A 24968-nucleotide genomic window follows, 5' to 3' on the forward strand; every position below is an offset into this window, starting at 1 on the left:
ATTTTAATTTAGTGAATTATAAGCCCTGTTATCATTTTTACAATATTTAATTGCTGCGTTAAAATCCTTAAAAATCAAATCTGGAATCGAAGGATTACACATAAAACTATGTAGATCGAGAAGTAATTTTAATTTATAAGAGTTAACCAAAAATGTTTTTGATAGTGCTAATGATTTTAATAACCTGCTTTTTGACAAATACCTAAACACTTTTATTGATGTCGCAGAATTTAACTCTTCAAGATTAAACAAAATAGGCATGTGCACATCTCTAGATAATCTGAAAATAGCATTCAAGAAAATGTTATCGACATCCTCTACATCGCTTACACCATCAAAATCATTAAATATTTTGCAATAGATCACATTATGATCTACCCAAAATTTAAAATTGTCTGTCAGTTTTTCGTTTACCATAACTATCCATTTGAAAAACAGGTTTCAATACAGATGCCAAAAATGAAATAGTCAAAATAAAAAATCACAAAATGCTGATTATCAGTATTTTGTGATTTTATTTTTAATTTCACGAAATAAATAAGGTGTCGGAATACCGTGTAGAATTAAAGAGATAAAATACTATCCACGGAATACCGTTACTTTTTTTTAGGCTTTTTAATCTCTAATTTGTTCATTTTATCGCGTAAAGTACTAGGTTTTAGTCCTAAAATATCAGAGGCACTTTTTGGCCCGCTAATTTTCCATTGACTCTCTTCAAGAACTTGGAGTATATGATTACGTAAAACAGAATCTAAAGACAAGTCCACAACATTAATACGTTGCTTAGTTATTTGATTAGACGATTCAAAACCTGGTATGTTCAGAGTCTCACTTGTAGATAATATGGATGCTCGCTCTATTAAGTTTTCCAGTTCTCTAATATTCCCTGGCCAATTATAGGCTTTTAACTGACTCATAGCGTCATCAGGTATATATTTAATTGTTTTATCGTAGGCTTTATTAAATTTATCTACAAAATGTTCTACAAGTAGTGGGATGTCATCCTTTCTTTTTCTTAATGGAGGCACTGCAATTGGAAACACATTAAGTCTAAAATATAAATCCTCTCTAAATTGTTTCTTTGCAATTTCTTCCAAAAGATTTCTGTTAGTCGCTGCAATTATCCTGGCGTCTATTTTTTTTGACACAGAGCCACCAACGACTTCAATTTCTCCTTCTTGTAAAAATCTTAAAATTTTAGGCTGCATATCTAAAGGCAATTCTCCTATTTCATCTAAAAATAACGTTCCCCCATCTGCTAATTCAAACTTACCGACTTTATCACTAAATGCTCCGGTAAACGATCCTTTTTTATGGCCAAACAATTCACTTTCTATTAACTCTCTTGGTATTGCAGAACAATTGACTTTAATTAATGGTTTATTACTTCTAGGACTTGTTTTATGTAATGCTCTAGCCAATAACTCTTTTCCGGTCCCTGACTCTCCTAATAGCAAAACGGTTGCTTTTGTAGGCGCTACTTTTTCAATTTCATTTAAAACATTACTAAACTCTACACTTCCATAGACCATTTCTTCATAGTTAAACACTAAATCTAACTCATTTCTTAAGTATACATTTTCTTGCTCTAATTGATTTCTTAATTTACTTAGCTCTTTATTAGCTTCTAAAAGCTGCGTATTAGTTTGGGCAATTTTATTTTCTGCTAAAGTCCGCTCTTTACTCTCCACCATTAATGACACAATACTAGCTATAGAAGTTGCAAAACTTTCGTCATCATTAGTAAACACACGTTTAGGAGTTGTGCTTTCAAAACTAATGATACCATAATTATTATTTCGACCATAAATAACAACGTCAATACGCGACGAAATATTAAACGGGATAAAGAATGTTTCCGAAAATGCTTTAGTTATCGGGTTATTGACAACATCCGCAATATTTATGCTATTTCGATCCTCAAAGACATCAAAATACTTCGGAAAATCATTTTTTCTTATGGTTAATCCTTCGGTTTCATATTCTTGACTAATCGCATTATAAAACTGTTTGCTTAACAATTCCGTTTTCTCTTTCTTATACTCCCAGATTGTAACTAAATCGACATTTAGTGCAGCAGCAGCTGTTGCTGTAATCTTTTTTAATGACAACTCAAAGTCTTCACCAATTAGATTAGCCAACTCTATTATAGTGTTTTTTCTTTGGTCTGATTTTATAATATTTTCTTTTAAAATATTTTCCGCTTTTACACGTATTGTAATATCATTAATGGTTGTAAAATAAGCCATGACTTTACCTTCGCTGTTTCTAATCACCGAATCTGATAACGTACAAGGAAATCGTTCTCCATTTTTACGCATCAAAACAGCATGCTTAACGACTCCTAAACCTTGCAATGGACTATTAAATTCTTTATAAATCCTATCGTATTCTTCTGGTGGCCAATACGGAAAAGGCGCTTTAATACCAACCAATTCCTCTTCTGTAAATCCAGTCATTTCGCATAACGCTGGATTAACTTTTATATGAACACCTTCCAAATTAACTACAGACAACCCCTCTCTTAATGATGTCACTAATTTTTCAGAAAATTCTTTTTCGGATCTTAATTCTGTTTCTGCTATTTTTCGCTCCGTACTTTCTAGTATCAGAGATACAATACTCGCTATAGACGTTGCAAATTCTTGATCTTCTGCTGCCCATTGTTTTAAGGGTAATCCTACATTCTCAAAACAAATAACACCATAATACCCGGTAGCACTATTAATAAATACATCCATAAGAGAAGTGATATTATTAGGCTCTAAATAACTCTTTAAAAATTGTTTTGATATGTTATTATTTTGAACATCAGTAATTAGAATAGTTTGATTTATATCTAAAGCTTTAAAATAGTCCGGATTATCTTCATATTTAAAAACAGCTCCAGAACTGTATTTATTATCTTCTAATGCATATAACTTCTCACAAGTTAATTGATCTTTATCTTTGTTAAAACTCCATACACCAACTCTTTTTATATTTAACGTTTTTGCAGCTAGTTTTGTTATTTCATTTAACGATGTATCTAAGTCTTGTCCCACTAAATTAGCAAGCTTTAATATAACGTCCTTCTTTTCTGTAGATTTTATTGCGATGTCTTTTAACGTCGCCTTCAGTTTTTCCTCTTCAGAAATATCCTTAACTGTTGCGAATACAGCTACAATCTCTCCTGCGTCATTTTTTATATTTCCCGATAGAAATGAAGCTATAAATTTTATTCCATTTTTTCGTATAAATTCTAATTGAAATGAAGGTGTCTCTCCTTTTGATAACATTTGTTCAATGTCATTCATTTTACCTACATCTTCAGGCCTTGCAAATGGATATGGTAACGTCATCCCTAGCAATTCCTGTTCTGAATACCCCAATATATGACACAACGATTCATTAACCTTTATAATTTTACCAGTTACATCAAGTAACAACAACCCTTCTTGCAAGGACATGACCAAGTTGTCCGTAAACTCATTGATTAATTTTAATTCTATTTCTGCTTTTTTACGTTGGGTAATATCTTGAATAGTACCAATAAAATTAGTTGCTTTCCCATTAATATACACGATTTCTCCTAAACCATGAATCCATTTTAATTCCTTTTTATCTTTAGTTATAACACGATATTGTGCATCAAACTTTTGTTTGAGCATTTGACTTTTTACAACACCATCCTTAATAAGCACTCTGTCTTCAGGATGCACTATTGATTTCCAAAGATTAAAATCTATAATCGCATCATATGCTACACCTATAATATCTTTAAAAGTATCAGAAGTCTCCCCAGTTAATTTTTTTATATCTAAATTAAAACTCCCTGTTTTTGCTATTTTTTGAGCTACTTTTAAAGATTTTTCACTTTCTTGAAGTTTTATTTCCGATTGTTTACGGAGCGTAATATCCTGAATTGTACCTATCAATTTTATCGCCCGACCGTCGTTATCAAACATCAACTCCCCTATACCAAGTACCCAAATTTCTGCTTTGGTATTTAATTTAACAACCCTATATTCTTTATTAAATTTTGATTTATTTAATATACAATCGTGAAAATAATTTAACATTTCTTCCCGCTCCTCTGGATGGATACGATCATTCCAACTATTTACTGTTTTCAAATAGGATTTGTCTATTCCTAAAATAGTATCTAATACCGCCGACCCTTCCCAAGTCATTGCTTGTAGATCTACATTATAGGACCCTATATTACCAACGATTTGAGATTGTCTTAAGTCATATTCACTCTCTTGTAATTTTATTTCTGCTATTTTACGATCCGTAATATCTTGACTTGTACCAATAACCTTTGAAGGATTGCCTTCTTTATCTAAAATTAATTCACCAATTTCATACACCCAAATAATTTCCTTAGTGTCTACTTTTATGATGCGATACTCTTTATTAAACTTCTCTTGATTTATAATACAATCATTAAAATATTTTTCTATTTCTTTTCTTTCGTCAGGATGAATAATAGTATTCCAATTTTCGATATTTTTTACAAATGATGCATCTATACCTAAAATATTATCTAACACAGAAGAACATTCCCAAGTCTTGGTGTTAAGATCAATCGTATACGATCCAATATTACCAACTTTTTGAGACTGCCTTAAATTATACTCACTTTCTTGTAATTTTAACTCTGATTGTTTACGACTGGTAATATCCTGTATGGTACCAATTAACTTTATAGGATTGTTTTCTCTATCTAAAATTAATTCTCCAATTCCATGAACCCAAACTTCTTCTTTAGTGCTGTGTTTTAAAACACGGTATTCTTTATCAAATTTTAAATTATTTACAATACAATTTTCTAAATAGTCTCGTAATTCGTCTCTGTCCTCTGGATGAATCCGTTCTCCCCAGCCATCCATTGTTTTATCATACGTTTGGTCGATACCAAAAACACTATACAACACTAAAGACCCTGTCCAAGTCATGGTGCTTAAATCTATAGCATAAGAGCCTATATTACCAACTATTTGAGATTGCCTTAAATTAAATTCGCTTTCTTGAATTTTTACCTCAGCGCTCTTACGTTCTGTAATATCTTGAGAAGTCCCAATGACTTTTATCGCATTTCCATCAGCATCAAGTACTAATTCTCCGATAGCATGCACCCAAATTTCTTTTTCACTAGCTATTGTTATTGCCTTATATTCAATATCAATTTTTTTCTTTTTCTTGAAACAATATTCAAAATACGATATCACTTCTTCTCTTTGATCTGGATGAATAATAGCACTCCACCCCTCTAGATCCCTTACATAAGTGTTTTTTATTTCAAAAATCTCATCTAATATATCGGAACTCTCCCATGAATTTTGCTGCAAGTCTATAGTATAAGTTCCAATACGCGCAACGATTTGAGATTGTCTTAAACTGTATTCACTTTCCTGCAATTTTATTACAGATTGTTTTCGCTCTGTAATATCTTGAGTTGTTCCAATAATTTTTATAGGATTTGTATCACCATCAAAAAGAAATTCGCCAATACTATGTACCCAAATAACAGCTTTAGTATCCTCCTTTACCACTCTATATTCGCGATCAATTTTCCTATTATTTTGAATACAATATTCTAAATAACTTAGCATTTGACTTCTATCTTCAGGGTGAATAACCCGGCCCCAATTCTTCAATGTTCTCACAAATGATGCATCGATACCAAAAACATTATTTAATGCCTCTGTGCACTCCCATGTTTTTGTAGTAAGATCGATAGTAAAAGAACCAATATTAGCAACTATTTGAGATTGCCTTAAATTATATTCGCTTTCTAAAAGTTTTATTTCATCCTTTTTACGTTCTGTTATATCACGTCCAATAGATAATATTCTACCATCTTTTTGTTTTTTAGCAGAAATCTCTATGTCTATCAGGGACTTATTTTTACAAATTAACTGTCTTTCAAAAATCACAGCTATTCCTTTAATAATTTGATTATAAATTTCTGGAGTTTCAATAATATCACCAACAATAATATCTTGCAGTTTTAATTTTGAAAACTCTTTACTAGTATATCCTAATATTATGTGAGTTGCTCTGTTAAAATCATGTATTTCTCCATCAAAAGTATACGTTAAAATAGCATCACTTGCTTGATTAACTAAAGATCTATAAGACTCTTCTCTTATTCTAATTTCTTCTAATATATTGGACTTTACAATCGCAATTTTGGCTAGATTAACCGCAGAGTTTAATTCTCTAATATTTTCTAAAGATGGAGATTTAATAGCATTACTATAAATAGCAAAGGTTCCAAAAACAGTTTTTTCCTCAGAAAGTATTGGTATGGACCAACACGATTTTAAATTATGGCTTAAAGCCAAATCTTTATAATCTACCCACAATTTATCTGTACTTATATCAGATACAATTATTGATTTTTTAGTAAACGCTGCAGTACCACAAGACCCCACCTGTTTACCTATTTCTAATTTCTTGATAGATAAACTATAAGATTTTGGGAGTTTTGGAGCAGAAATAAGGTTTAAATGAGTTCCATTTTGATCTAACAGACTAATCGATGCCATTAAATCTAAATTATGAGATTGAAAGTTATTAATAATATGATCAAACACCTTTTGAATTGGCGTATTACTCGCAATTAAATCTAATATTATATTTTCATCAACTAGTTTTTGTTCTATTGTTTTACGTTCAAAAACCTCTTTTTCTAAATCTAAATTTTTCTGTTCTAATTTACTAATCAATCGTTTACTATACAGCTTTAAAACTTCTTGATCTGTAAATTGTTCTTTATTTTGAGGTGTAGTAATTTTATGATCGACCTCTAATAACTTTTCAATTAACTCAAGGATTACATCAGGGTCTGTCGGTTTTCTTAAAAAATGAGCTGCACCTAATTTTAAAGCAAAATCTTCGTCTGTTTTCTCAGTATATGTAGACGTGTAAAAAACAAATGGAATATCTTTAAATCGCTCGTCTTTTTTACAAGCTTGACACAGCATATAACCATCCATTACAGGCATTAAAATATCAGAAACAATTAAATCTATTGAAGTGTTTTCTAATTGGTCTAATGCGACTTTACCATCTTTAGCTTCAATAACCTTATACCCCGCTTTATCTAAAACTACGCGCAGTAAGTAAAGATTCTCAAATATATCATCTACTATTAATATCGTCTTCATATTATTTATTATTAGAATATGACATTGGTAATTTAAATGTAAAATTACTTCCTTTTCCTATTTGACTTTGCACTTCGATGGTGCCTCCTAGCTTTTCAACTAAATTTTTACAGATAGACAACCCAAGCCCTGTTCCTTCTTGTTTACTCTTATCCCCAATTTCAAGTTGAGCAAAAGGTATAAATAATTTATTAATATCTTTTGACCTTATACCAATTCCTTGATCTACAATTTGTGTCACAAGTACCTGATCAACAATTGCAACTTTTATAATAATCGCACCTTCATTTGAAAATTTAATAGCGTTAGAGAGTAAATTTAATAAAACTTGCTCTACCCTTCCTTGATCACTATCAAGTATAACTTCCATTTCTGAAATCTGAGTACTTAGTGTTAGTCCTTTTGTTGAGATTTGTGGTAATAAAAATGCCGTAACTTTTTCTAAAGATTCTAAATAATTAAAAGGACTAAAAGTCACCTTCAATTTACCCGCTTCTATTTTAGAAATATCCAAAACATCATTTATCAGACTAAGCAAATGTATTCCACTATTTTTAACCATTGTAATTTGCTTTTTTTGCTCATTATTTAATGGCCCTGCTAATTCTTTCAACAAAATACCGGTAAAGCCTATAATGGAATTCATTGGTGTTCTTAACTCATGTGACATGGTTGCTAAAAAGGCTGATTTCATCAAATCTGCCGATTGCGCTTTAACCTTTTCTTTTTCTAAATCCGACGTTCTAGACGCTACTAGTTGTTCTAAATTATTTCTGTATTTTTCTAACTCAATTTCTGATTTTTTACGATCAGAAATATCGACAAGCGTTCCGATATAACCATATAATTTATTATTTAGATCATATAAGCTTGTCGTTTTAGCCGAAAGCCATAATACTTCTCCTTTTGTGTTTAATAACTTAAAATCTGAAATCAAATCCGTCTCTGTAGAAACAGCGTACTGCCATTCTTCTAAAACTCGAGCCTGATCATCCGGATGTATTGCGTTGGCCCATCCAAAACCTAAAGACTCATTAAAAGTCAATCCTGAATACTTTAACCATTCCTCATTCACATAATTACATACACCTGCTTTATCTGACTGATAAATTGCAACTGGTGCGTGAGATGATAATCGCTTAAATAATTGTTCGCTATTTATTAACTTTTCTTCGGCTACCTTACTATCTGTAACATCTTGTATCAAAGACAGCACTGTTTCTACCTCACCATCGGTAGATTGTAAAACAGAATTATACCACTGGCAATAAATAACCTTACCTTCTTTAGTGTTATTACGGTTAATAATCTTGTTACTTTTGACTTTGCCACTCCTTAATTGGTCAGAAATAACATTTGTAGAGGGGATGTCTTCTTCATAAACTAAATTTAAATCAATCAATTGTTTCCCTATCGCTTCTGACGCGTCCCAACCAAATATTTTCTTGGCTTGTTCAGACCAGCTGCTAATAACAAAATCTTTATCCCATTCTACTATAGCTAACGGTGAATTATTTAAATGCGTTGTAAGACGTTGGTGTGCCATCCTTATCTCTTCATCTACTTTTTTACTTTCGGTAAGATCTCTTATCACTCCGATTATAAATTTATCTCCACTACTATCTATAAAACGTGTTTTTTTTGCAGAAAAAATTCGGAGATCATTCGTATTGGTATTCAAATTCAAAATTTCTTCTGTAATACTTTCAACACCTGTTAAAAGCAATTGTTTTTCATTTTCCAATACTCTTTCTCTAGCATCCGAAGGCATGTTTTCCAAGAGCGTTTTCCCAATAACCTCAGCCTTAGAAAGTCCAAAAATAGAACAAAGCGCATCATTTACTAGTATTAATTGGCTTTTATCATCTTTTACAAAAACAGGATCTCCAATAGCATTAATAATATTATTTAAATACTTTTCGTTTTTTATTAGCTTCTGTTCTGCGACTCTACGTTCTGTGATATCAACAAGCATCCCTACATAACCATACAACTGATTATTAATATCGTATAAACCTGTTGTTTTTGCAGACAAGTACGTTTCCTTACCATTTTTATCAAGAAATCTATAATCTAATACAAACTCCTCTCCTGAAGCCACAGACTTTTGCCATTCTAAAACAACCTTATCTCTATCCTTTGGATGTATAGCATTGGACCAACCAAAATCTAAAGCTTCAGAAAAAGTAAACCCAGAAAATTTCATCCATTCTTCATTTACATAATTACAAGCTCCTTCTTTGTCTGTTTGAAAAATAGCTACTGGAGCATTAGAAGATAGTCGTCTAAATAATTGTTCACTTTTTATTAGTTTTGCCTCAGCTTCTTTTCGATCTGTAATATCAAGAGCCATTCCGATATACCCATACAACTTATTCTCTGCATTATAAGTCCCAACCGTTTTTACCGATACCCAAGTCACCGTGTTGTTTTTATGTAAAAACCTAAAATCCGTTTCAAGCTCATTATCTTCAGACAACATGTATTTCTCCCATTCTACAATTATCCTTTCACTATCTTCAGGATGAATTGTGGTTGCCCAACCATACCCCATTGCCTCTTCATTAGATAATCCTGCATACTTTAACCATCTCTTGTTTACATAATTACAAGCACCTTCAGTATCTGTTTGAAATATCCCTGCTGGGGCCTTGGATGTTAATCGTTTAAATAACTGCTCACTTTTTATTAATTTGTGTTCAGCCTCCTTACGTGTTGTAATATCTTTTGCAACAACCCCTAATGCTATAGGCTTATTGGTTATGGTATCTCTAATTAAAAACCCAGCCATTTCAACAGGTATTAAATCTCCTGTTTTGAAATTTTTAAAGTGTGTTTCCCCACTCCATTTATTATTCTCGAAAATACTAGGCAAATGTTCCTTTTTTATTCTATCTCTATAATCTTTAGGAAAAAAGTCAGATATAAAAGCAGGCATTTTATCATCCACTGTTAAGCCCATTAATTGCCTACCATTAGTATTTAAATAAATAGGAACACCCTCTAACGTTGCTAAACCAATAAAGTCTTCATTAGTTTCTATTAAAGACGATAGCATTTGGCTATTAGCATCCGTTTTTTTCTGCTCTGTAATATTTCTTATTGTACCAATTATAAACTTGTCACCTTCATCATCAATAAACCTCACTTTTTTAGTTGAAATGATTTGTTTTTCTGCTCCTTCAAGATCAAAACTTTCTTCTGATAAATTTTCAACACCTGTCTCAAGTACTTTTTTATCAATAGCTATAAATTTTTCCCAATCTTCAGAAAACACATCATCAGGCATTGACTTATTTAAAAGTTGATCCTTAGAGATTTCAAACATTTTGCAAAAGGCATCATTAATAATAAGCATCCTACTTTGATCATCTTTTACAAAAACAGGATCTCCAATATTATTAATTATATTTTCTAAATTCTTTTCACTTTTATCTAAAAGCGCTTCTGTATTTTTAAGTGCTGTAATATCATTAAAGTAAATCGCTATTCCAGCAGAAGAGGGGTGTATTTTATTTTCAAACCATCTATCTAACGGCTCGTAATAATCATTAAAATATACGGTCTCTTGCGTTTCAAAAGCCTTATAATACGCTTTATAAAAAGACTGCCCAACCCCTTCAGGAAACTCAGTCCAAATATGTTTACCTATTAACATCTCTGGTGTTCTTCCTAAAAGTTTTGCCGCGCTTTTATTAATATAAGTATAACACCAATTAGTATCTAGAGATATAAACCCATCCGATATATTATCTAGCGTTGTTTCTAATTGAAAAGCTACTTTTTTCTTACTTAATACTTCTAAGTATTTTTTTTTGTAATTTAATACTGAAAATATATCATTATTATAAGATTCTGCACTTGGCGTAAACACTTCTCCTTTAGAGACCTCTTCTATAACTGCTATATAAGCAATCACTTTATCTTTATTATTTTTAATACAGGAAAAAAAAATAGACGCCGGAAAACGGTCCTCATTTTTATGCTTATAAACAACTTTAAATTCCTTCTTTATTTGACCTTTAGACAGCTCACTAAAAAGACCTATATATTTATCATGAAACTCTTCTGGCCAAAAAGGAAAAGGCACCTTTGCTCCTACTAAATCGGCTTTACCAAAACCAGTTATTTTACTTATTACCGAATTTTGTATTATTATCTTTCCTTCAAGATTAATAATCAATAAGCCATCACTTAGTGATTCTATAAAACTATATGAAAAACCATATAACTGCTGTAATTCTTCAATTAAATTTGTTCCGGTCTCGCTCATAAAAAAGAGGGGATTCTTATTAGTTATCTTCTATTACATTTAAAGTATATCTAATAAATATTATCTCTAATCTAATTAAATATAGTACACGTGAAAAAGATAATTTAATTAAATTAAAAAAGCTAACAATTGTTAAATAATATGATTAAAAACAGCGATCAAACCAGACTTTAGTGCAAAAAGTTACTTTTTCTTAAAAAGAAAGCCATTTCTTACATTAATAACAATCATTGAATTTATTTTACAACCAAATTAATTAAATTCATATAACTTCTTTCTATCTGGATTATCATTCTTGAAAACCTCTAAAATAAAAGATAATAATTTCCTGATTGCATAAATAACTCCTTCTAAATGCAAAAACAAACTAAGTACTAATACTTAATTTTACCATATAAATACTTAGTTTTATTTTTATTCTAGTTATATTTGTGTTATATCCTAAAAGATATAACGCTCCAAATGATTTTAATTAAAGACGCTATTCAGCAAGTCAAAGATAATTGTAAACCACTTTTAAAAGAGGTTATAAAACCCATTGAAAAATCTGGAAACTACAATTTATACAAAGACATTTACGCAACTATAAACATGCCCCCTTTTAGGCAATCCGCAATGGATGGTTACGCAGTACATTTACACAAAGATTTAAACTACACCCTTGTTGGCGAAATAAAAGCTGGTGATAATGGCAATCCAATTTTAAAACCCGGAGACGCTGTACGCATTTTTACTGGCTCCCCTGTTCCTGATACCGCTAATGCTATTGTAATTCAAGAAAACGTTAGTGTAAAAGAAAACATTTTACAAACGGAAGGCAATATAGTAAGCAACCAAAACATTCGTCCATTAGGAGAACAGGTTACAAAAGGAAACTTAGCCTTACCCAAAGGAACAAAATTAACACCCGCAGCTATTGGCTATCTTACTGGTTTAGGTATTACCGACGTCTCCGTATTAAAAAAACCATCCATTGCTTTAGTAACTACGGGCAATGAGCTTATTGACGCTGGTCAGCCTCTAACTTATGGAAAGCTATATGAAAGTAATTCTAAAATGCTTCAAAACGCATTGTACAACTTAAAATTTTACGATGTAACGCTTCACAAAATTGAAGATGATTTCAACAAAACCTATTCTATATTAAACACATTAATTAACGAAAAGGATGTCGTTATAATCTCAGGCGGAATTTCGGTTGGCGATTACGATTTTGTTGGTAAAGCACTAGACGCTTTAGAAGTAGATACACTTTTTTATAAAGTAAAACAAAAACCAGGTAAGCCTTTATTCTTTGGAAAAAAAGATCAAGCTACCATTTTTGCATTACCAGGAAATCCTGCTGCTGCTTTAACTTGTTTTTATATCTACGTCTACACTGCATTACAAAAATTAATGAATCGTGATAGCATTGAGCTTCCTAGAATTAAAGCAAAATCGAATTCTGAATTCAACAAAAAAGGAGACCGTCCTCAATTTTTAAAAGCGCACTACTCCAATCAAAGCGTGACCATTTTAGAAGGACAGAGTTCTGCTATGCTGCAAACCTTTGCCTTATCTAATGCGCTTGTTTTTATGCCCAGTACAACCGATAAAATAAATATTAATGATCAAGTAGAAGTTATTGTACTACCAATATAATTAGTTGATATGAGTTATAAAATTAAAAGTCGAATTTAGATAGAACACAATAACCATGTCTTATTAGGAGAAGGCCGTGTAAGCTTACTAAAAGCTATAGAAGAAACAGGCTCTCTGTCTAAAGCTGCAAAATCATTGCACTTATCTTACAAAAAAGCATGGCACTTAATTGATTCTGTCAACCAATCTGCTAAAAAACCAGTCACCATAAATAGTATTGGCGGAAAAGGCGGTGGCGGAACAACACTAACAGACTATGGAAAATCAATAATTATTGCTTTTGACACGATTAACAAAAACTGTTGGGAGTTTTTAGATAACCAATTAGCGCAAATCGAAGACTTTTAAATATATGCTACAAACAGAACATCTCTATTTATTCCTATTCATCTTACCTATAGTTTCATTTTTATATGCAAGTGTTGGTCATGGCGGAGCTAGTGGCTATTTAGCTTTAATGTCTTTGTTTTCGTTTGCTCCAGAAACCATGAAGCCTACTGCCTTACTCTTAAATTTGTTTGTATCTAGCATTTCATTTTACTATTATTTTAAAGAAGGTCATTTTAATAAAAATTTATTTTTATCATTCGCAATAACTTCTATTCCATTTGCTTTTCTAGGCGGTATCTTGGATGTTGATGCGTCTTTATACAAAAAAATACTCGCTGTTTTATTAGTCTTTTCTATCCTTAAAATGCTAAATGTCTTCGGCGTAAAAAACGATTCTATAAAAGATGTAAAACTCTGGCAAGGATTGGCTTTAGGAGCCATAATCGGATTCTTTTCTGGATTAATTGGTATTGGAGGCGGTATTATTTTAACCCCAATAATTCTGCTATTACATTGGGGGAACATGAAAACTGCTGCTGCCGTCTCTGCCTTATTTATTTTTGTCAATTCTGCTTCCGGATTTGCTGGACAATTAACCACAGGAATTACATTAGAAACAAACATTTTCATACTAGTAGCAGTAGCTATAATTGGCGCTATTTTAGGAAGTTATTATGGCAGTAAAATCAGCAACAATAAGCAACTCAAATACATGCTTGCATTTGTTTTAGCAATTGCCTGTCTAAAACTTATGTTCACCTAAAATGCTAGACAGAACAAACATAACAGGAATTATTCTTGCTGGCGGCAAAAGCCAACGCATGGGAACAGACAAAGGGTTAATACTATTGCATAACTCCCCATTTATCAAACATATTAGTATTGCTTTAAAACCATTAGTTTCAGAAATAATTATTGTTTCCAACATCCAAAAACATGATATTTTTGGATTTAAACGAATAGAAGACGACATAGAAAACGCTGGACCTGTAGCTGGAATTTATTCAGGGCTAAAAGCTTCCAAAACCGACTACAACTTAGTCTTAAGTTGTGATATCCCATTGATAAATACAACCATTTTAAGACAACTAATTTCTAATATCGAAAATGATGTAGACATCGTACAGATTAAAAGCAAAGGACAAACTATGCCCCTTATAGCACTGTATAAAAAACAATGTGAATCTATATTTTATAAATTATTACTAGAAGGAGAAAGACGCTTAAAAATTGCTGTAAACTCTTGTACTGTTAAAACGATTAATTTAGATAAAAATTTAGAAGACTATACTGCAAACATAAATACACCAGAACAGTTAAAAAAGATAAGCAATGATAATAACCATTAAATATTTTGGTCTTATAGCTGAGATTACAAATTGCGAAAAGGAGGATATCTTATTTTTAGACAATAGTATCTCCGAATTATTAGAGGTGTTATACCAAAAATATCCAGACTTAAAAAACAAAGATTTTCAAGTCGCACAGAACCAAGAATTAGTGCCTTTAGACACCCTAGTTACAGACAATGAATTAGCCCTTTTACCGCCATTTGCAGGTGGATGAACTAAAAACAATGAATAGATACAGTAGACATATCGTATTATCAGAAATTGGACAAACAGGTCAAGACAAACTTTTAAATGCAAAAGTTTTAGTTATTGGTGCTGGCGGCTTGGGCTGTCCCATTTTACAATATCTAACAGCCGCAGGAGTTGGTCAAATTGGTATTGTTGATTTTGACACCGTAGCATTATCAAACCTACAACGTCAAGTTTTATTTGGCACATCATCCCTTGGTTTAAACAAAGCAGAGGCTGCGAAAGCACGTCTTACCGACTTAAATAATTCTATTGTAATAACAGCTTACCCAATACTATTAACATATCAAAATGCACTATCGTTATTTAAACAATACGATATTATTGTCGATGGTACAGATAATTTTGAAACCCGTTATCTTATAAACGACGCCGCTATTATCTCCAACAAACCGGTCGTTTTTGGTGCTATTTACAAATTTGAAGGCCAGGTATCCGTTTTCAACTATAATAATGGCCCAAGTTATAGATGTCTGTTTTCTAATCAACAAGAGCACACACAATCAGGCAACTGCGAAGACGTTGGTGTGCTAGGTATTTTACCAGGCATAATTGGCTGCATGCAAGCTAATGAAGTACTAAAAATCATTCTTGAAATAGGTCACATCCTCTCAGGAAAACTATTGATTTATAATGCGCTACAATTTAAATCTTCTATTTTAAAAATTAATAAACGTGAAGAAGAAATCAATAAAGTATTAGAAGAACAACAGGATTTTGAAAGCAAAAAACGCTCCTTTGCTTGTGACACACATGCAAACCAAATCTCGATAATTGAAGCTTTAACCAAAGCTAATATTCAATTTATAGACGTAAGAGAACTTAATGAGCTACCAAAAATAGAAGGTCTCAGCATCACTTCTATTCCATTAAGTGACTTAGAAAACAACTTAAATAAAATCGATTTAAAAAAAGAAAGCCTACTTTTTTGTCAATCTGGAAAACGAAGTAAACAGGCTGTTATTAAATTAAAAGCACTAAAAATAGAACAATGCTATTTTATTAAAGAAGGCATTTCAGAAATAAAAATACACCTAGAAAAACACTTAAATCATGACAGATAAAAAAACTAAAAGCGTTTTTAAACAAGGCCCAATTTCTTCAGAATTTATTGGAACAGCTATCGCTAAACATCAAACTAAAACAAGTATTGGCGCTCATAATATTTTCTTAGGTCAAGTAAGAGCAGATGTGATTGACAATAAAATTGTTACAGCTATAGAATACACTGCTTACGAAACGATGGCTAACGAAAAATTTAACACGATAAGAGAAGCTACTTTTAAGAAATTTGACCTCACCTGCATGCATATTTATCATAGTATAGGAACTGTTAAGGCTGGCGAAATATGTTTATTTGTTTTTGCATCGTCGCCCAGACGAAAAATAGTTTTTAAAGCTATCGAATACATTGTTGAAGAGATTAAAGCGCATGTTCCTGTTTTTGGAAAAGAAATTTTTGAAGATGACACACATCAATGGAAAGCAAATAAATAAATAAATAACTCAACAAATCCATAAATCAACCAATTCACATAAAATGGTAGACATCACTTTTAAAAATACAACATTAAGAACCGCTACTGCACAAGCTATTGTAAAAGTTAGCAAAAAAGAAACGATTACAGCTATAGACAATGACACCGTTCCAAAAGGAAACGTATTTGCTATGAGCAAAGCTGCTGGTTTATTAGGTGTCAAACGTACCCCCGATATACTTCCTGATTGCCATCCACTTCCTATAGAATTTACAGGCGTTGAATATGAAGTAAACGAACTAGAAATAAAAGTCCTTTTTACTGTAAAAACCATTTACAAAACTGGAGTTGAGGTTGAAGCCATGCATGGTGCAAGTGTTGTTGCCCTAAACATGTACGACATGCTAAAACCAATAGACAAAGGCATTGAAATCCATCATATCAAATTATTAGAAAAAAAAGGTGGTAAATCTGATTTTAAGGACCGTTTTAGAAAAGACTTAACCGCTGCTGTAATCGTATGTTCTGACACAATATCTGCAGGACATAAAGAAGATAAAGCCGGAAAAGCAATTATAAAAAAATTGGAAGCGTGCGGTGTGGCAATCACAGAATACACAGTCATTCCTGATGAAATTAAAAACATACAAGAACAAGCTTTAAAACACCAAAGCAATGCTGTCGATTTAATAATTTACACTGGCGGAACGGGACTTTCTGTTAGAGATATTACACCAGAAGCTTTAGCGCCTTTATTAGACCGAAGAATACCTGGTATAGAAGAAGCTATTAGAAATTACGGACAAGACAGAACCCCTTACTCCATGTTATCCAGAAGCGTTGCAGGAACGATAAAAAACACTTTAGTTTTAGCATTACCAGGATCTACAAATGGTGCAAGAGAATCTATGGATGCTATTTTTCCATCTGTTTTACATGTGTTTAAAATACTTAAAGGCGAAAGACATGACTAATACCTCAACACATTCAAAACCCATACTACAGGATAGTTTTGGCAGAGATCACGCCTATTTACGCATTTCGCTTATCGAACGTTGTAATTTACGTTGCACCTATTGCATGCCTCCCGATGGTGTTAAATTATCACCAAAAAGTCATTTAATGACTAGTGATGAAATCTATGAAATTGCTAAAACATTTGTAAAAAATGGGGTTACAAAAATAAGACTTACAGGTGGCGAACCGTTAATCAGAAAAGACATTCTTGTTATTTTAGAAAAATTAGCGACACTTCCTGTCACACTTTCCATAACCTCAAATGCGGTAATTATTGATAAACACATCGTTAATTTAAAAAAACATAAGGTTAACAAAATCAATATCAGCTTAGACTCACTAGACCGCGCAAGATTTAAAGAAATCACCCTTAGAGATCAGTTTGAAAAAGTTTATAAAAATATACTGCTTTTAGTAAAAGAAAAGTTTGAAGTTAAAGTGAATGTTGTTTTAATGAAAAGTTTTAATGATGACGAAATTATAGACTTTATAAACCTTACCAAAGACTTACCTATTTCTATCCGTTTTATAGAATTTATGCCCTTTGATGGCAACAAATGGGACATCAAAAAAATGGTGTCTTACAAAGAAATTATGAAACGTGTGAGTGCATCCTTTAACAACAAAGACATCATCCGTTTACAAGATGCTTCAAATGACACCACTAAAAACTACAAAATAGCAGGTTATCAAGGTGCTTTTGGAATCATTAGTTCTGTTACCAATCCATTTTGTGATTCGTGTAACAGATTACGCTTAACTGCAAATGGAAAATTAAAAAATTGCCTATTCTCTGCTTCAGAATCCGATTTATTAACCACATTACGTAAAGGTCAATCTATAGAACCCGTGATTAAAAAAGCTGTAGAAGCCAAATTTAAAGTACGTGGCGGAATGGATACCTTAAAAAAACTACAAGAACCAAAATTACACAACAAAAACAGAAGCATGATTACTATTGGAGGATAATACAACAGACTTTTTCACCAACTATTTTGTACCTCCTAAAAATTTAGGTTTAAGAACCAGCATTGCCCAAGCCCAGTTTTGTGTACTTGCTGCGACACGCTCAGTAACACCTTTTAACTCATACATTCCATCGTTTGAAAATAGTTGAGAATACCCAAGCACCAAAGCATAACCGTTAAACTTCTTTTTATAGACTAAATCTATTTCTGTCCCCAACGCTTTTTCTCCACTTGCCAACCCCTGTTCTCCGCTAAAATTTAATGCTTTAACCATCAAACTTGACGATTCATTTAAATCCAAATTAGCACTAATATGAACATCTACTAACCCCACAGAGTTAGCATGATTACCAACATAGAAATAATCCATAAATCCATTAAACTTATGATTTGTTCCGTACAATGGAAAAAATGCAGCTGTCTCGCCTACATCAGCATCATTACCACTTATCATTTCTAAACCTACACCAAAACTTACCTTCTCTAAAGTCTTATGCATGACATCCACACTCAATAAATAAGCTCCTTTTACAGCCACTTCTCCTTGTTGTTGCCCTGTTTGTAAATATGCATTTACCGTCGCTCCAAACTTACCGATACCATAGTTTAAGTGCGTCCCAAAAGTTTGCAAATTACTAACGCCATTTGCTGTTTCTTCATCTTCTTCATACTCTTGAAAACCATTATTCATAGCTAACAGACTTCCCGAAAACTTACCCCAAGTCTTACTTAAATGTAACATTTGCATTGTTTTATAAGAGAAAAAACCGGTAGTATCATAAGAGGTGCCTTCAGATACAAAACCTGTAGGATTACTATAATCTTGATTAAAAGCCAAAGCTAAATCTAACTTAAAACCACCCTTTACATACTTAACTAAAGCCGCATCATGATTCCGTCCCTGCTGTGCCCAATTCAAACCACCTAAAATACGCTGATCATCATAAGATAATACTTGACGTCCTATTTTAGTAGAAAAGCCATCACCAAGTTTAATATCTGCCCAAGCCTGGAAAATAGAAAACGAATTATTTTGATCGTAAGGTAAAAGTTGCCTATTCTCTCCCCAAACCATAACATCTTGAAAACTTAGATAGAAGTCGTAAGTCTCTGTTTTAAAACCTGCGTTTAACCTTGTTCTTGTCGAAATACCAAAACCCGCATCAGCATCCTCTGCAATTACACTTCCAAATCCATTTCTATATTCGGCACGTGGTCTAAATTCGCCATCTAAAGTAAATTGCGCCTTCCCAAATTGAAAACAAGCTAATAATAGCATCAAAATTAAGTATTGCTTTTTCATAATATATCGTATTTAAATTTTAAATGAATTGTAACTAAAAACCGCATTCTATAAAAAAACGCAACTGTTTCATAACAGAAATAAGAAAAAAAAAAGACCTTTATTTCTCTAATATTATCTTTTCAAAATTAGCTTTAGATCCCTCACAAAGAGAGCACTCATAAGTTTCCAGAAGTAATTTAAAAACTGTTTTTGGAGGAATATCCTGAGTAATATCTCCAAAAGCTTCATCGTAAATAGTCAAACAATCCTGACATTGATACACTTCTAGTTTAGTTGTTACTTTTTGTGTTTCTGCGATTTTCTCTTTCTCTCTTTCATTTCCTAATTGATCAAAATATAACTGACTCAATTCCATTAATAAACCAGGTAGTTCTACTTTATCCACGTCTTGAACATGCATAATATACGCTCTAGTGTTTGGATCAAAGTTTTTTGCATAGGATAAATTATACGTATCTCTAGTTTGAAAAGTTCCAATCATTTCTGGTTGTTTATTCTTTTCAACAACAATAGAGGTAAAATAATTTGAAGATTTATTGTAATCTGTAATTCCGAAGGTCAAACCATACGTGCTGATATCATTTTGATCAAAATTAGATACTAAATACTTTTTAAGATTTAAAGCCTCTATATTTGCAACAGGAATATGCCAATTCAGCTCCAACATAGAATGCCTTACGTTAATACCTCTTTTGCCTAAAAACTTTTCCCAAATTAATTTAGACTCTCTAGGGATTCCTTTTACAATAAAAGACTTCCAAGGTGTTATCGATATTTTACCAATCTTATTTTCCGAACATAATTCGCACATTTCCTTCAAAAAAGAAATATCGTATTTGTTATTACGCCAATATAACCCCAACCAATATTTATCTGCACCAATTTTATTCATGCCTTCAAAATAAGGGAATGGATAAAATGGAACCTCTAATGGTTTATCGACCGTTCTATTATTAGTATCTACAGCATCACTAACCAATTCAAAAATAGTTTCGATAGTTTCAGGTTCTTCTTGAAGACAATTTTCAATTGCTGTTTCAATCTTATCTAAATCCCAACTATAAATCAATGCAGGATACATTTCTGTTTTTTCCCAATCCGGAAGCCTCACATACAAATACCAATAGTCTTCATGTTCTGACGCTATAAAATTCACATTACCTGTAAATAATGGCACTAAACGTTGCTTTGGATCTGTTAGATTAATCTTTAATTTGGTTTTAGACCGAAATTGTTCTAAAAGATATAAATAGCGATCACCGGTTAGCCATGAGGTACTCGGAAAAATATCTGCACAAACATAAGAGGACACAATATTCTCGACGCCTATTTCATCATCCTCAACAATTATAAGTTTATCAAATTGGGTCAACTCTTCCCTATTTACTTTTTTTGGTAATAAAATATCTTGTCTAGATCCAAAAGAAATCGTTTTTAACCCTAAATTTTCTACAGATTGACAAATGTATTTTAACTCTCCGGGAGACAAAACACCTCCTTTTATAATTAATCTATTTAGTTGTTTGCTCATGCTCCTACTTTTGCATTATTCAAAATCTCTCTCACTTCTGTTTTACAACTTCCACACCCCAACCCTGCTCCTGTTGTGTTACATAATTCTGTAAAATCGATACACCCTTTAGCTATCGCTTCTTCAATATTACCTTCACCTATCTGACTACATGAACATATCAGTTTACCTAAAATAGGACTATCTTTAGAAGCACCTCTTAACAATGTATTCCGTTTATCAGACATTTCAATTTTACTTTCAATTAAGGTTTTAAACTCCGCAAACTCATTTTTATCCCCAACTAAAACAGCACCAATTAACAAGTCATTTTTCACAATACATTTCTTATAGTATCCTTTAGAAATGTCTGTAAAAATAATCTCTTCATAACTTGGATCATTTTCTGGCACTGAAATCTCACCAATACTACATAAGTTTAAATCGTTAAATTTTAGAATATTCATTAATACAGAACCTTTATAGGCTTCACTAATATCACCCGCAATAAAGTTAGCTAAAATACCTGCTTGCTCTTCTGCTGCAGATGTGATACCAAATAGCTTATTATTAAATTCTGCTATTTCGCCAATAGCAAAAATATCTGGATGCGACGATTGCAAATGCTGATTTACTTTTACACCACGTCCACAAACAATCCCGTTATTTTTAGCAATCTCAATATTTGGTCGTGTACCAATAGCATAAACAATAGCATTAGCTGTAATGTATTTTCCACTTTTTAAGTTAATGGTTAACTCGCCCGTATCTTCTTCATCAAACACAGTACTGACTTCATTATCAAAATAAATTTGAATTCCTCTTTTTTGCACATCTAAAGACAAGAGTTTACTAGAAATCTTATCCAACTGACGCTCCATTAATCGAGAGGCACGTTGCACGATTGTAATTTTTACATTTTTATGTTTCATAGCAGCAGCCAATTCTAAGCCCAATAAACCTCCACCAACAATTACAACATGCTGCTCTTCTGGAGGCAAACCTGTATTATCTAAATAGGCTTTAAAACGGTCGGCATCAGTTTTATTCCGCATTGTAAATCTGCCCGGTAAATCTATCTGTACATCTTTTGGGATAAACGGTCGACTTCCTGTGGCTAAAATTAGTTTATCAAAAGCATGTGTTTCCCCATTTGAATCTATTACAATCTTAGCCTCTTTATCAATCTTTTCTATGATTGTTTCAGAATGAATTTTAATATCCAACTTATTTAATTCTTTATTCTTAATCTTCAGTAATTGCTCCCAAGATAATTCTTCAGTAATATATTCTGGTAATAATACTCGATTATAGAATAGGTTAGATTCTTTAGAAAACACATGAATTTCATCCACTTCATTATAATCTCTATAATTCTGTAAAAAACGAAATGCAGCAGCCCCTGCTCCAGCAATTATAATTTTCTCTTTAGGTTTTCTATATTTTGAAACTGAAACTGAAGTATACTTAAAATCAGGCTCTTTAGAAATCGGATCGACACGAGTTTGCGTTAAGTTATTGGCTCTATTTAAATTACTTTGCAATACTTTTCCCCAATGCATTGGTAGAAAAACGACCCCTTTTTTAATGTCATCTGTAATTTTAGCACGGACTCTAACCACACCATTACTACTATTTATTTCTGCAATCCCTCCGTCTCTAATACTATTTAAATACGCATCTACAGGATTTATTTCTAATACTGGTTTTGGATAATGCGTTTTTAATCTAGACACCTTACCCGTTTTAGTCATGGTATGCCATTGATCTCTGACTCGCCCTGTCGTTAAAATCAACGGAAACTCTTCATCAATCTTAACTGATTTATTTTGAATTGTTGACGGGCAATTAAAAATTGCTTTTTGAGAAGGCGTATAGAATTTTTTATCTTCAAAAAGACGCGGTGTTCCTGGATGACGGTATTTGTTTACTGGCCACTGGAAGGTCCCTTCATTTTTTAAACGATCGTAATTTAAGAAGGACACATCAATATTTGTCCCTTTTGTCATTGCTGCATACTCGTCATAAATTTCTTCAGCACCATTATAATTAAACCCTCTAAACCCCATTCTTTGCGCGAAATCACAAAATACCTCTACATCAGGTCTTGCTTCACCAGGGGCTTCAATTGCTTTTGGTAAATAAGAAATGCGCCGTTCAGAATTAGTCATCGTCCCTTCTTTCTCCAACCACGCTGCTGCCGGCAACACCAAATCGGCATATTGTAATGTATCCGATTTATGAGAAATCTCTTGAACCACTACAAACTTAGATTTAGCCATTGCCTTTTCTATTCTATGTGAATTTGGCATACTAACTAATGGATTAGTACAGGCAATCCAAACCGCTTTTAGTTGTCCGCTTTCTAAAGCATCAAACATCTCTGTAGCTGTTAATCCAGGTTTGGGTGATATTTTATCAACGCCCCAAAACTGAGCGACTTCCCGTCGGTGTTCTTCGTTTTGCAAGTCCTTATGCACTGCAAGTAAATTTGCCATTCCTCCAACTTCTCGTCCTCCCATTGCGTTTGGCTGCCCAGTTAATGAAAAAGGGCCAGCCCCTGGCTTACCTACTTGCCCCGTAATTAATGATAAATTTAAAAGTGATGTGTTTTTATCCGTTCCGATAACACTTTGGTTTAGCCCCATGGCCCACATACTAATAAAACCTTTAGAAGTTCCTATTATTTTTGCTGCTTGTTGGATATCCTTTACAGGAATGCCACAAAATTTTGAAGCCGTTTTTAATGTTGTTCCAAAAATAATTTTCTTATAATCTTCAAAACCTTCCGTATGTTTTTTTATAAAATCAGAATCTATCAAACCACTTTTATACAGACATCTTGCAATAGCATTTTGCAATACAACATCTGTACCTGGCGTTAATTGTAAGTGCAAATCTGCAAATTTTGCAGAATCTGTTTTACGAGGATCTATAACGATGATTTTTACATTTGGATGGTCTTCTTTGTGTTTTTCAATACGTCTAAATAAAATAGGATGACACCAAGCAGGATTTGCTCCTGTAATTAAAAAACAATCGGCCAATTCTATATCCGCATAAGCAATGGGCACACTATCTTCTCCAAAGGTCTTTTTGTAACCCACCACTGCAGAACTCATACATAAACGTGAATTGGTATCAATATTATTTGTTCCTAAAAACCCTTTAGTAAGTTTATTAGCGATATAATACTCCTCCGTTAAGCTTTGCCCTGACACATAAAAAGCAACAGCATCTGGACCATGTTTTTTTATAATGGATTTAAAGACACTAGCAGCTCTATCTAATGCAGTATCCCAACTGACACGTTCTCTAGGATGCGAACGACTCCAGCGCATTTCTGGATACAAAATCCGGTCTGAAGTATCATTAGCAACATAATGCAAATTCATACCTTTAGAACATAACATCCCTTTGTTAACAGGATGGTCTTTATCACCTTCAACAAAAACAGTGTTGTTATTGTCTTTTTTTACGATAATCCCACACCCCACTCCGCAATAAGAACAAGTTGTTTTAACTTCATTTTTAATCATTTAGACCAACATTTTATACTAAATACAACATTAAAAGGCTACTAACCAAGGTTTGATTTTATTATTCTGAATAACATAAAAATGCCTATCCTCCATTTTAAATTCGATAATGAAGTGCACTATAAATAATCAAATGTGTTATTCGAAA

15 protein-coding genes are annotated in these 24968 nt (G+C 32.5%); 9 read left to right on the forward strand and 6 right to left on the reverse strand.

Annotated elements, in window-relative coordinates:
* Positions 1-3 precede the first annotated feature (3 nt).
* The 3 genes from H0I26_RS15760 to H0I26_RS15800 form a co-directional block, all read right to left on the reverse strand.
* On the reverse strand, positions 4-417 hold the full coding sequence (locus H0I26_RS15760; RefSeq protein ID WP_218699928.1) for a hypothetical protein: 414 nt from the start codon (positions 415-417) through the stop codon (positions 4-6).
* A gap of 179 nt (positions 418-596) precedes the next feature.
* A complete protein-coding gene (locus H0I26_RS19805) occupies positions 597-7157 on the reverse strand; it encodes a PAS domain S-box protein (protein ID WP_256935148.1) in 6561 nt (2186 codons plus the stop codon).
* Between the two features lies 1 nt (position 7158).
* Positions 7159-11430, reverse strand: a complete 4272-nt coding sequence (locus tag H0I26_RS15800; RefSeq protein ID WP_218699929.1) for a PAS domain S-box protein — start codon at positions 11428-11430, stop codon at positions 7159-7161.
* 462 nt (positions 11431-11892) lie between these two features.
* Here H0I26_RS15800 and H0I26_RS15805 point away from each other — a divergent pair, with 462 nt between their 5' ends.
* From H0I26_RS15805 to moaA, 9 genes are read left to right on the forward strand one after another with little or no spacing between them, the layout of a single operon-like run.
* Positions 11893-13071, forward strand: a complete 1179-nt coding sequence (locus H0I26_RS15805; protein WP_218699930.1) for a molybdopterin molybdotransferase MoeA — start codon at positions 11893-11895, stop codon at positions 13069-13071.
* Positions 13072-13110: 39 nt separating this feature from the next.
* On the forward strand, positions 13111-13419 hold the full coding sequence (locus H0I26_RS15810) for a winged helix-turn-helix domain-containing protein (protein ID WP_256935343.1): 309 nt from the start codon (positions 13111-13113) through the stop codon (positions 13417-13419).
* A 4-nt stretch (positions 13420-13423) separates the two neighbouring features.
* On the forward strand, positions 13424-14164 hold the full coding sequence (locus tag H0I26_RS15815) for a sulfite exporter TauE/SafE family protein (RefSeq protein ID WP_218699931.1): 741 nt from the start codon (positions 13424-13426) through the stop codon (positions 14162-14164).
* 1 nt (position 14165) lies between these two features.
* Positions 14166-14750, forward strand: coding sequence for a molybdenum cofactor guanylyltransferase (locus H0I26_RS15820; protein ID WP_218699932.1), 585 nt, complete (start codon positions 14166-14168; stop codon positions 14748-14750).
* Positions 14734-14967, forward strand: coding sequence for a MoaD/ThiS family protein (locus H0I26_RS15825; protein ID WP_218699933.1), 234 nt, complete (start codon positions 14734-14736; stop codon positions 14965-14967). Before H0I26_RS15820 ends, H0I26_RS15825 begins: the two co-directional genes overlap by 17 nt.
* Positions 14968-14977: 10 nt before the next feature.
* Positions 14978-16066, forward strand: coding sequence for a HesA/MoeB/ThiF family protein (gene moeB / locus H0I26_RS15830; protein ID WP_218699934.1), 1089 nt, complete (start codon positions 14978-14980; stop codon positions 16064-16066).
* Positions 16056-16499 carry a molybdenum cofactor biosynthesis protein MoaE gene (locus tag H0I26_RS15835; RefSeq protein ID WP_101019182.1) on the forward strand — a complete coding sequence of 148 codons (444 nt, stop codon included), beginning with the start codon at positions 16056-16058 and terminating at the stop codon, positions 16497-16499. The genes moeB and H0I26_RS15835 overlap by 11 nt, the downstream gene beginning before the upstream one ends.
* A gap of 43 nt (positions 16500-16542) precedes the next feature.
* Positions 16543-17454 carry a bifunctional molybdenum cofactor biosynthesis protein MoaC/MoaB gene (gene moaCB, locus H0I26_RS15840; RefSeq protein WP_101019184.1) on the forward strand — a complete coding sequence of 304 codons (912 nt, stop codon included), beginning with the start codon at positions 16543-16545 and terminating at the stop codon, positions 17452-17454.
* A complete protein-coding gene (moaA, locus tag H0I26_RS15845; RefSeq protein ID WP_218699935.1) occupies positions 17447-18466 on the forward strand; it encodes a GTP 3',8-cyclase MoaA in 1020 nt (339 codons plus the stop codon). Before moaCB ends, moaA begins: the two co-directional genes overlap by 8 nt.
* Before the next feature lie 21 nt (positions 18467-18487).
* Here moaA and H0I26_RS15850 read toward each other — a convergent pair whose 3' ends face one another.
* The 3 genes from H0I26_RS15850 to H0I26_RS15860 all read right to left on the reverse strand — a co-directional run bounded on the left by H0I26_RS15850 (position 18488) and on the right by H0I26_RS15860 (position 24820).
* Positions 18488-19768, reverse strand: a complete 1281-nt coding sequence (locus tag H0I26_RS15850; protein WP_218699936.1) for an alginate export family protein — start codon at positions 19766-19768, stop codon at positions 18488-18490.
* 100 nt (positions 19769-19868) lie between these two features.
* Positions 19869-21302 carry a rubredoxin gene (locus H0I26_RS15855; protein ID WP_218699937.1) on the reverse strand — a complete coding sequence of 478 codons (1434 nt, stop codon included), beginning with the start codon at positions 21300-21302 and terminating at the stop codon, positions 19869-19871.
* Complete coding sequence (locus tag H0I26_RS15860; protein ID WP_218699938.1) at positions 21299-24820, reverse strand: nitrate reductase; 3522 nt, start codon at positions 24818-24820, stop codon at positions 21299-21301. The genes H0I26_RS15855 and H0I26_RS15860 overlap by 4 nt, the downstream gene beginning before the upstream one ends.
* Positions 24821-24968: the final 148 nt, after the last annotated feature.

Source organism: Olleya sp. HaHaR_3_96, assembly GCF_019278545.1.
GTDB lineage: Bacteria > Bacteroidota > Bacteroidia > Flavobacteriales > Flavobacteriaceae > Olleya.

Excerpts from the sequence above, each read along its gene's own strand:
- moeB (WP_218699934.1), top strand. The coding sequence starts at position 14,978 with ATGAATAGATACAGTAGACATATCGTATTATCAGAAATTGGACAAACA.
- H0I26_RS15760 (WP_218699928.1), bottom strand. The coding sequence starts at position 417 with ATGGTAAACGAAAAACTGACAGACAATTTTAAATTTTGGGTAGATCAT.
- H0I26_RS15825 (WP_218699933.1), top strand. The coding sequence starts at position 14,734 with ATGATAATAACCATTAAATATTTTGGTCTTATAGCTGAGATTACAAAT.
- H0I26_RS15860 (WP_218699938.1), bottom strand. The coding sequence starts at position 24,820 with ATGATTAAAAATGAAGTTAAAACAACTTGTTCTTATTGCGGAGTGGGG.
- H0I26_RS15800 (WP_218699929.1), bottom strand. The coding sequence starts at position 11,430 with ATGAGCGAGACCGGAACAAATTTAATTGAAGAATTACAGCAGTTATAT.
- H0I26_RS15850 (WP_218699936.1), bottom strand. The coding sequence starts at position 19,768 with ATGAAAAAGCAATACTTAATTTTGATGCTATTATTAGCTTGTTTTCAA.
- H0I26_RS15815 (WP_218699931.1), top strand. The coding sequence starts at position 13,424 with ATGCTACAAACAGAACATCTCTATTTATTCCTATTCATCTTACCTATA.
- H0I26_RS15805 (WP_218699930.1), top strand. The coding sequence starts at position 11,893 with ATGATTTTAATTAAAGACGCTATTCAGCAAGTCAAAGATAATTGTAAA.
- moaA (WP_218699935.1), top strand. The coding sequence starts at position 17,447 with ATGACTAATACCTCAACACATTCAAAACCCATACTACAGGATAGTTTT.
- H0I26_RS19805 (WP_256935148.1), bottom strand. The coding sequence starts at position 7,157 with ATGAAGACGATATTAATAGTAGATGATATATTTGAGAATCTTTACTTA.
- H0I26_RS15835 (WP_101019182.1), top strand. The coding sequence starts at position 16,056 with ATGACAGATAAAAAAACTAAAAGCGTTTTTAAACAAGGCCCAATTTCT.
- H0I26_RS15820 (WP_218699932.1), top strand. The coding sequence starts at position 14,166 with ATGCTAGACAGAACAAACATAACAGGAATTATTCTTGCTGGCGGCAAA.
- H0I26_RS15855 (WP_218699937.1), bottom strand. The coding sequence starts at position 21,302 with ATGAGCAAACAACTAAATAGATTAATTATAAAAGGAGGTGTTTTGTCT.
- moaCB (WP_101019184.1), top strand. The coding sequence starts at position 16,543 with ATGGTAGACATCACTTTTAAAAATACAACATTAAGAACCGCTACTGCA.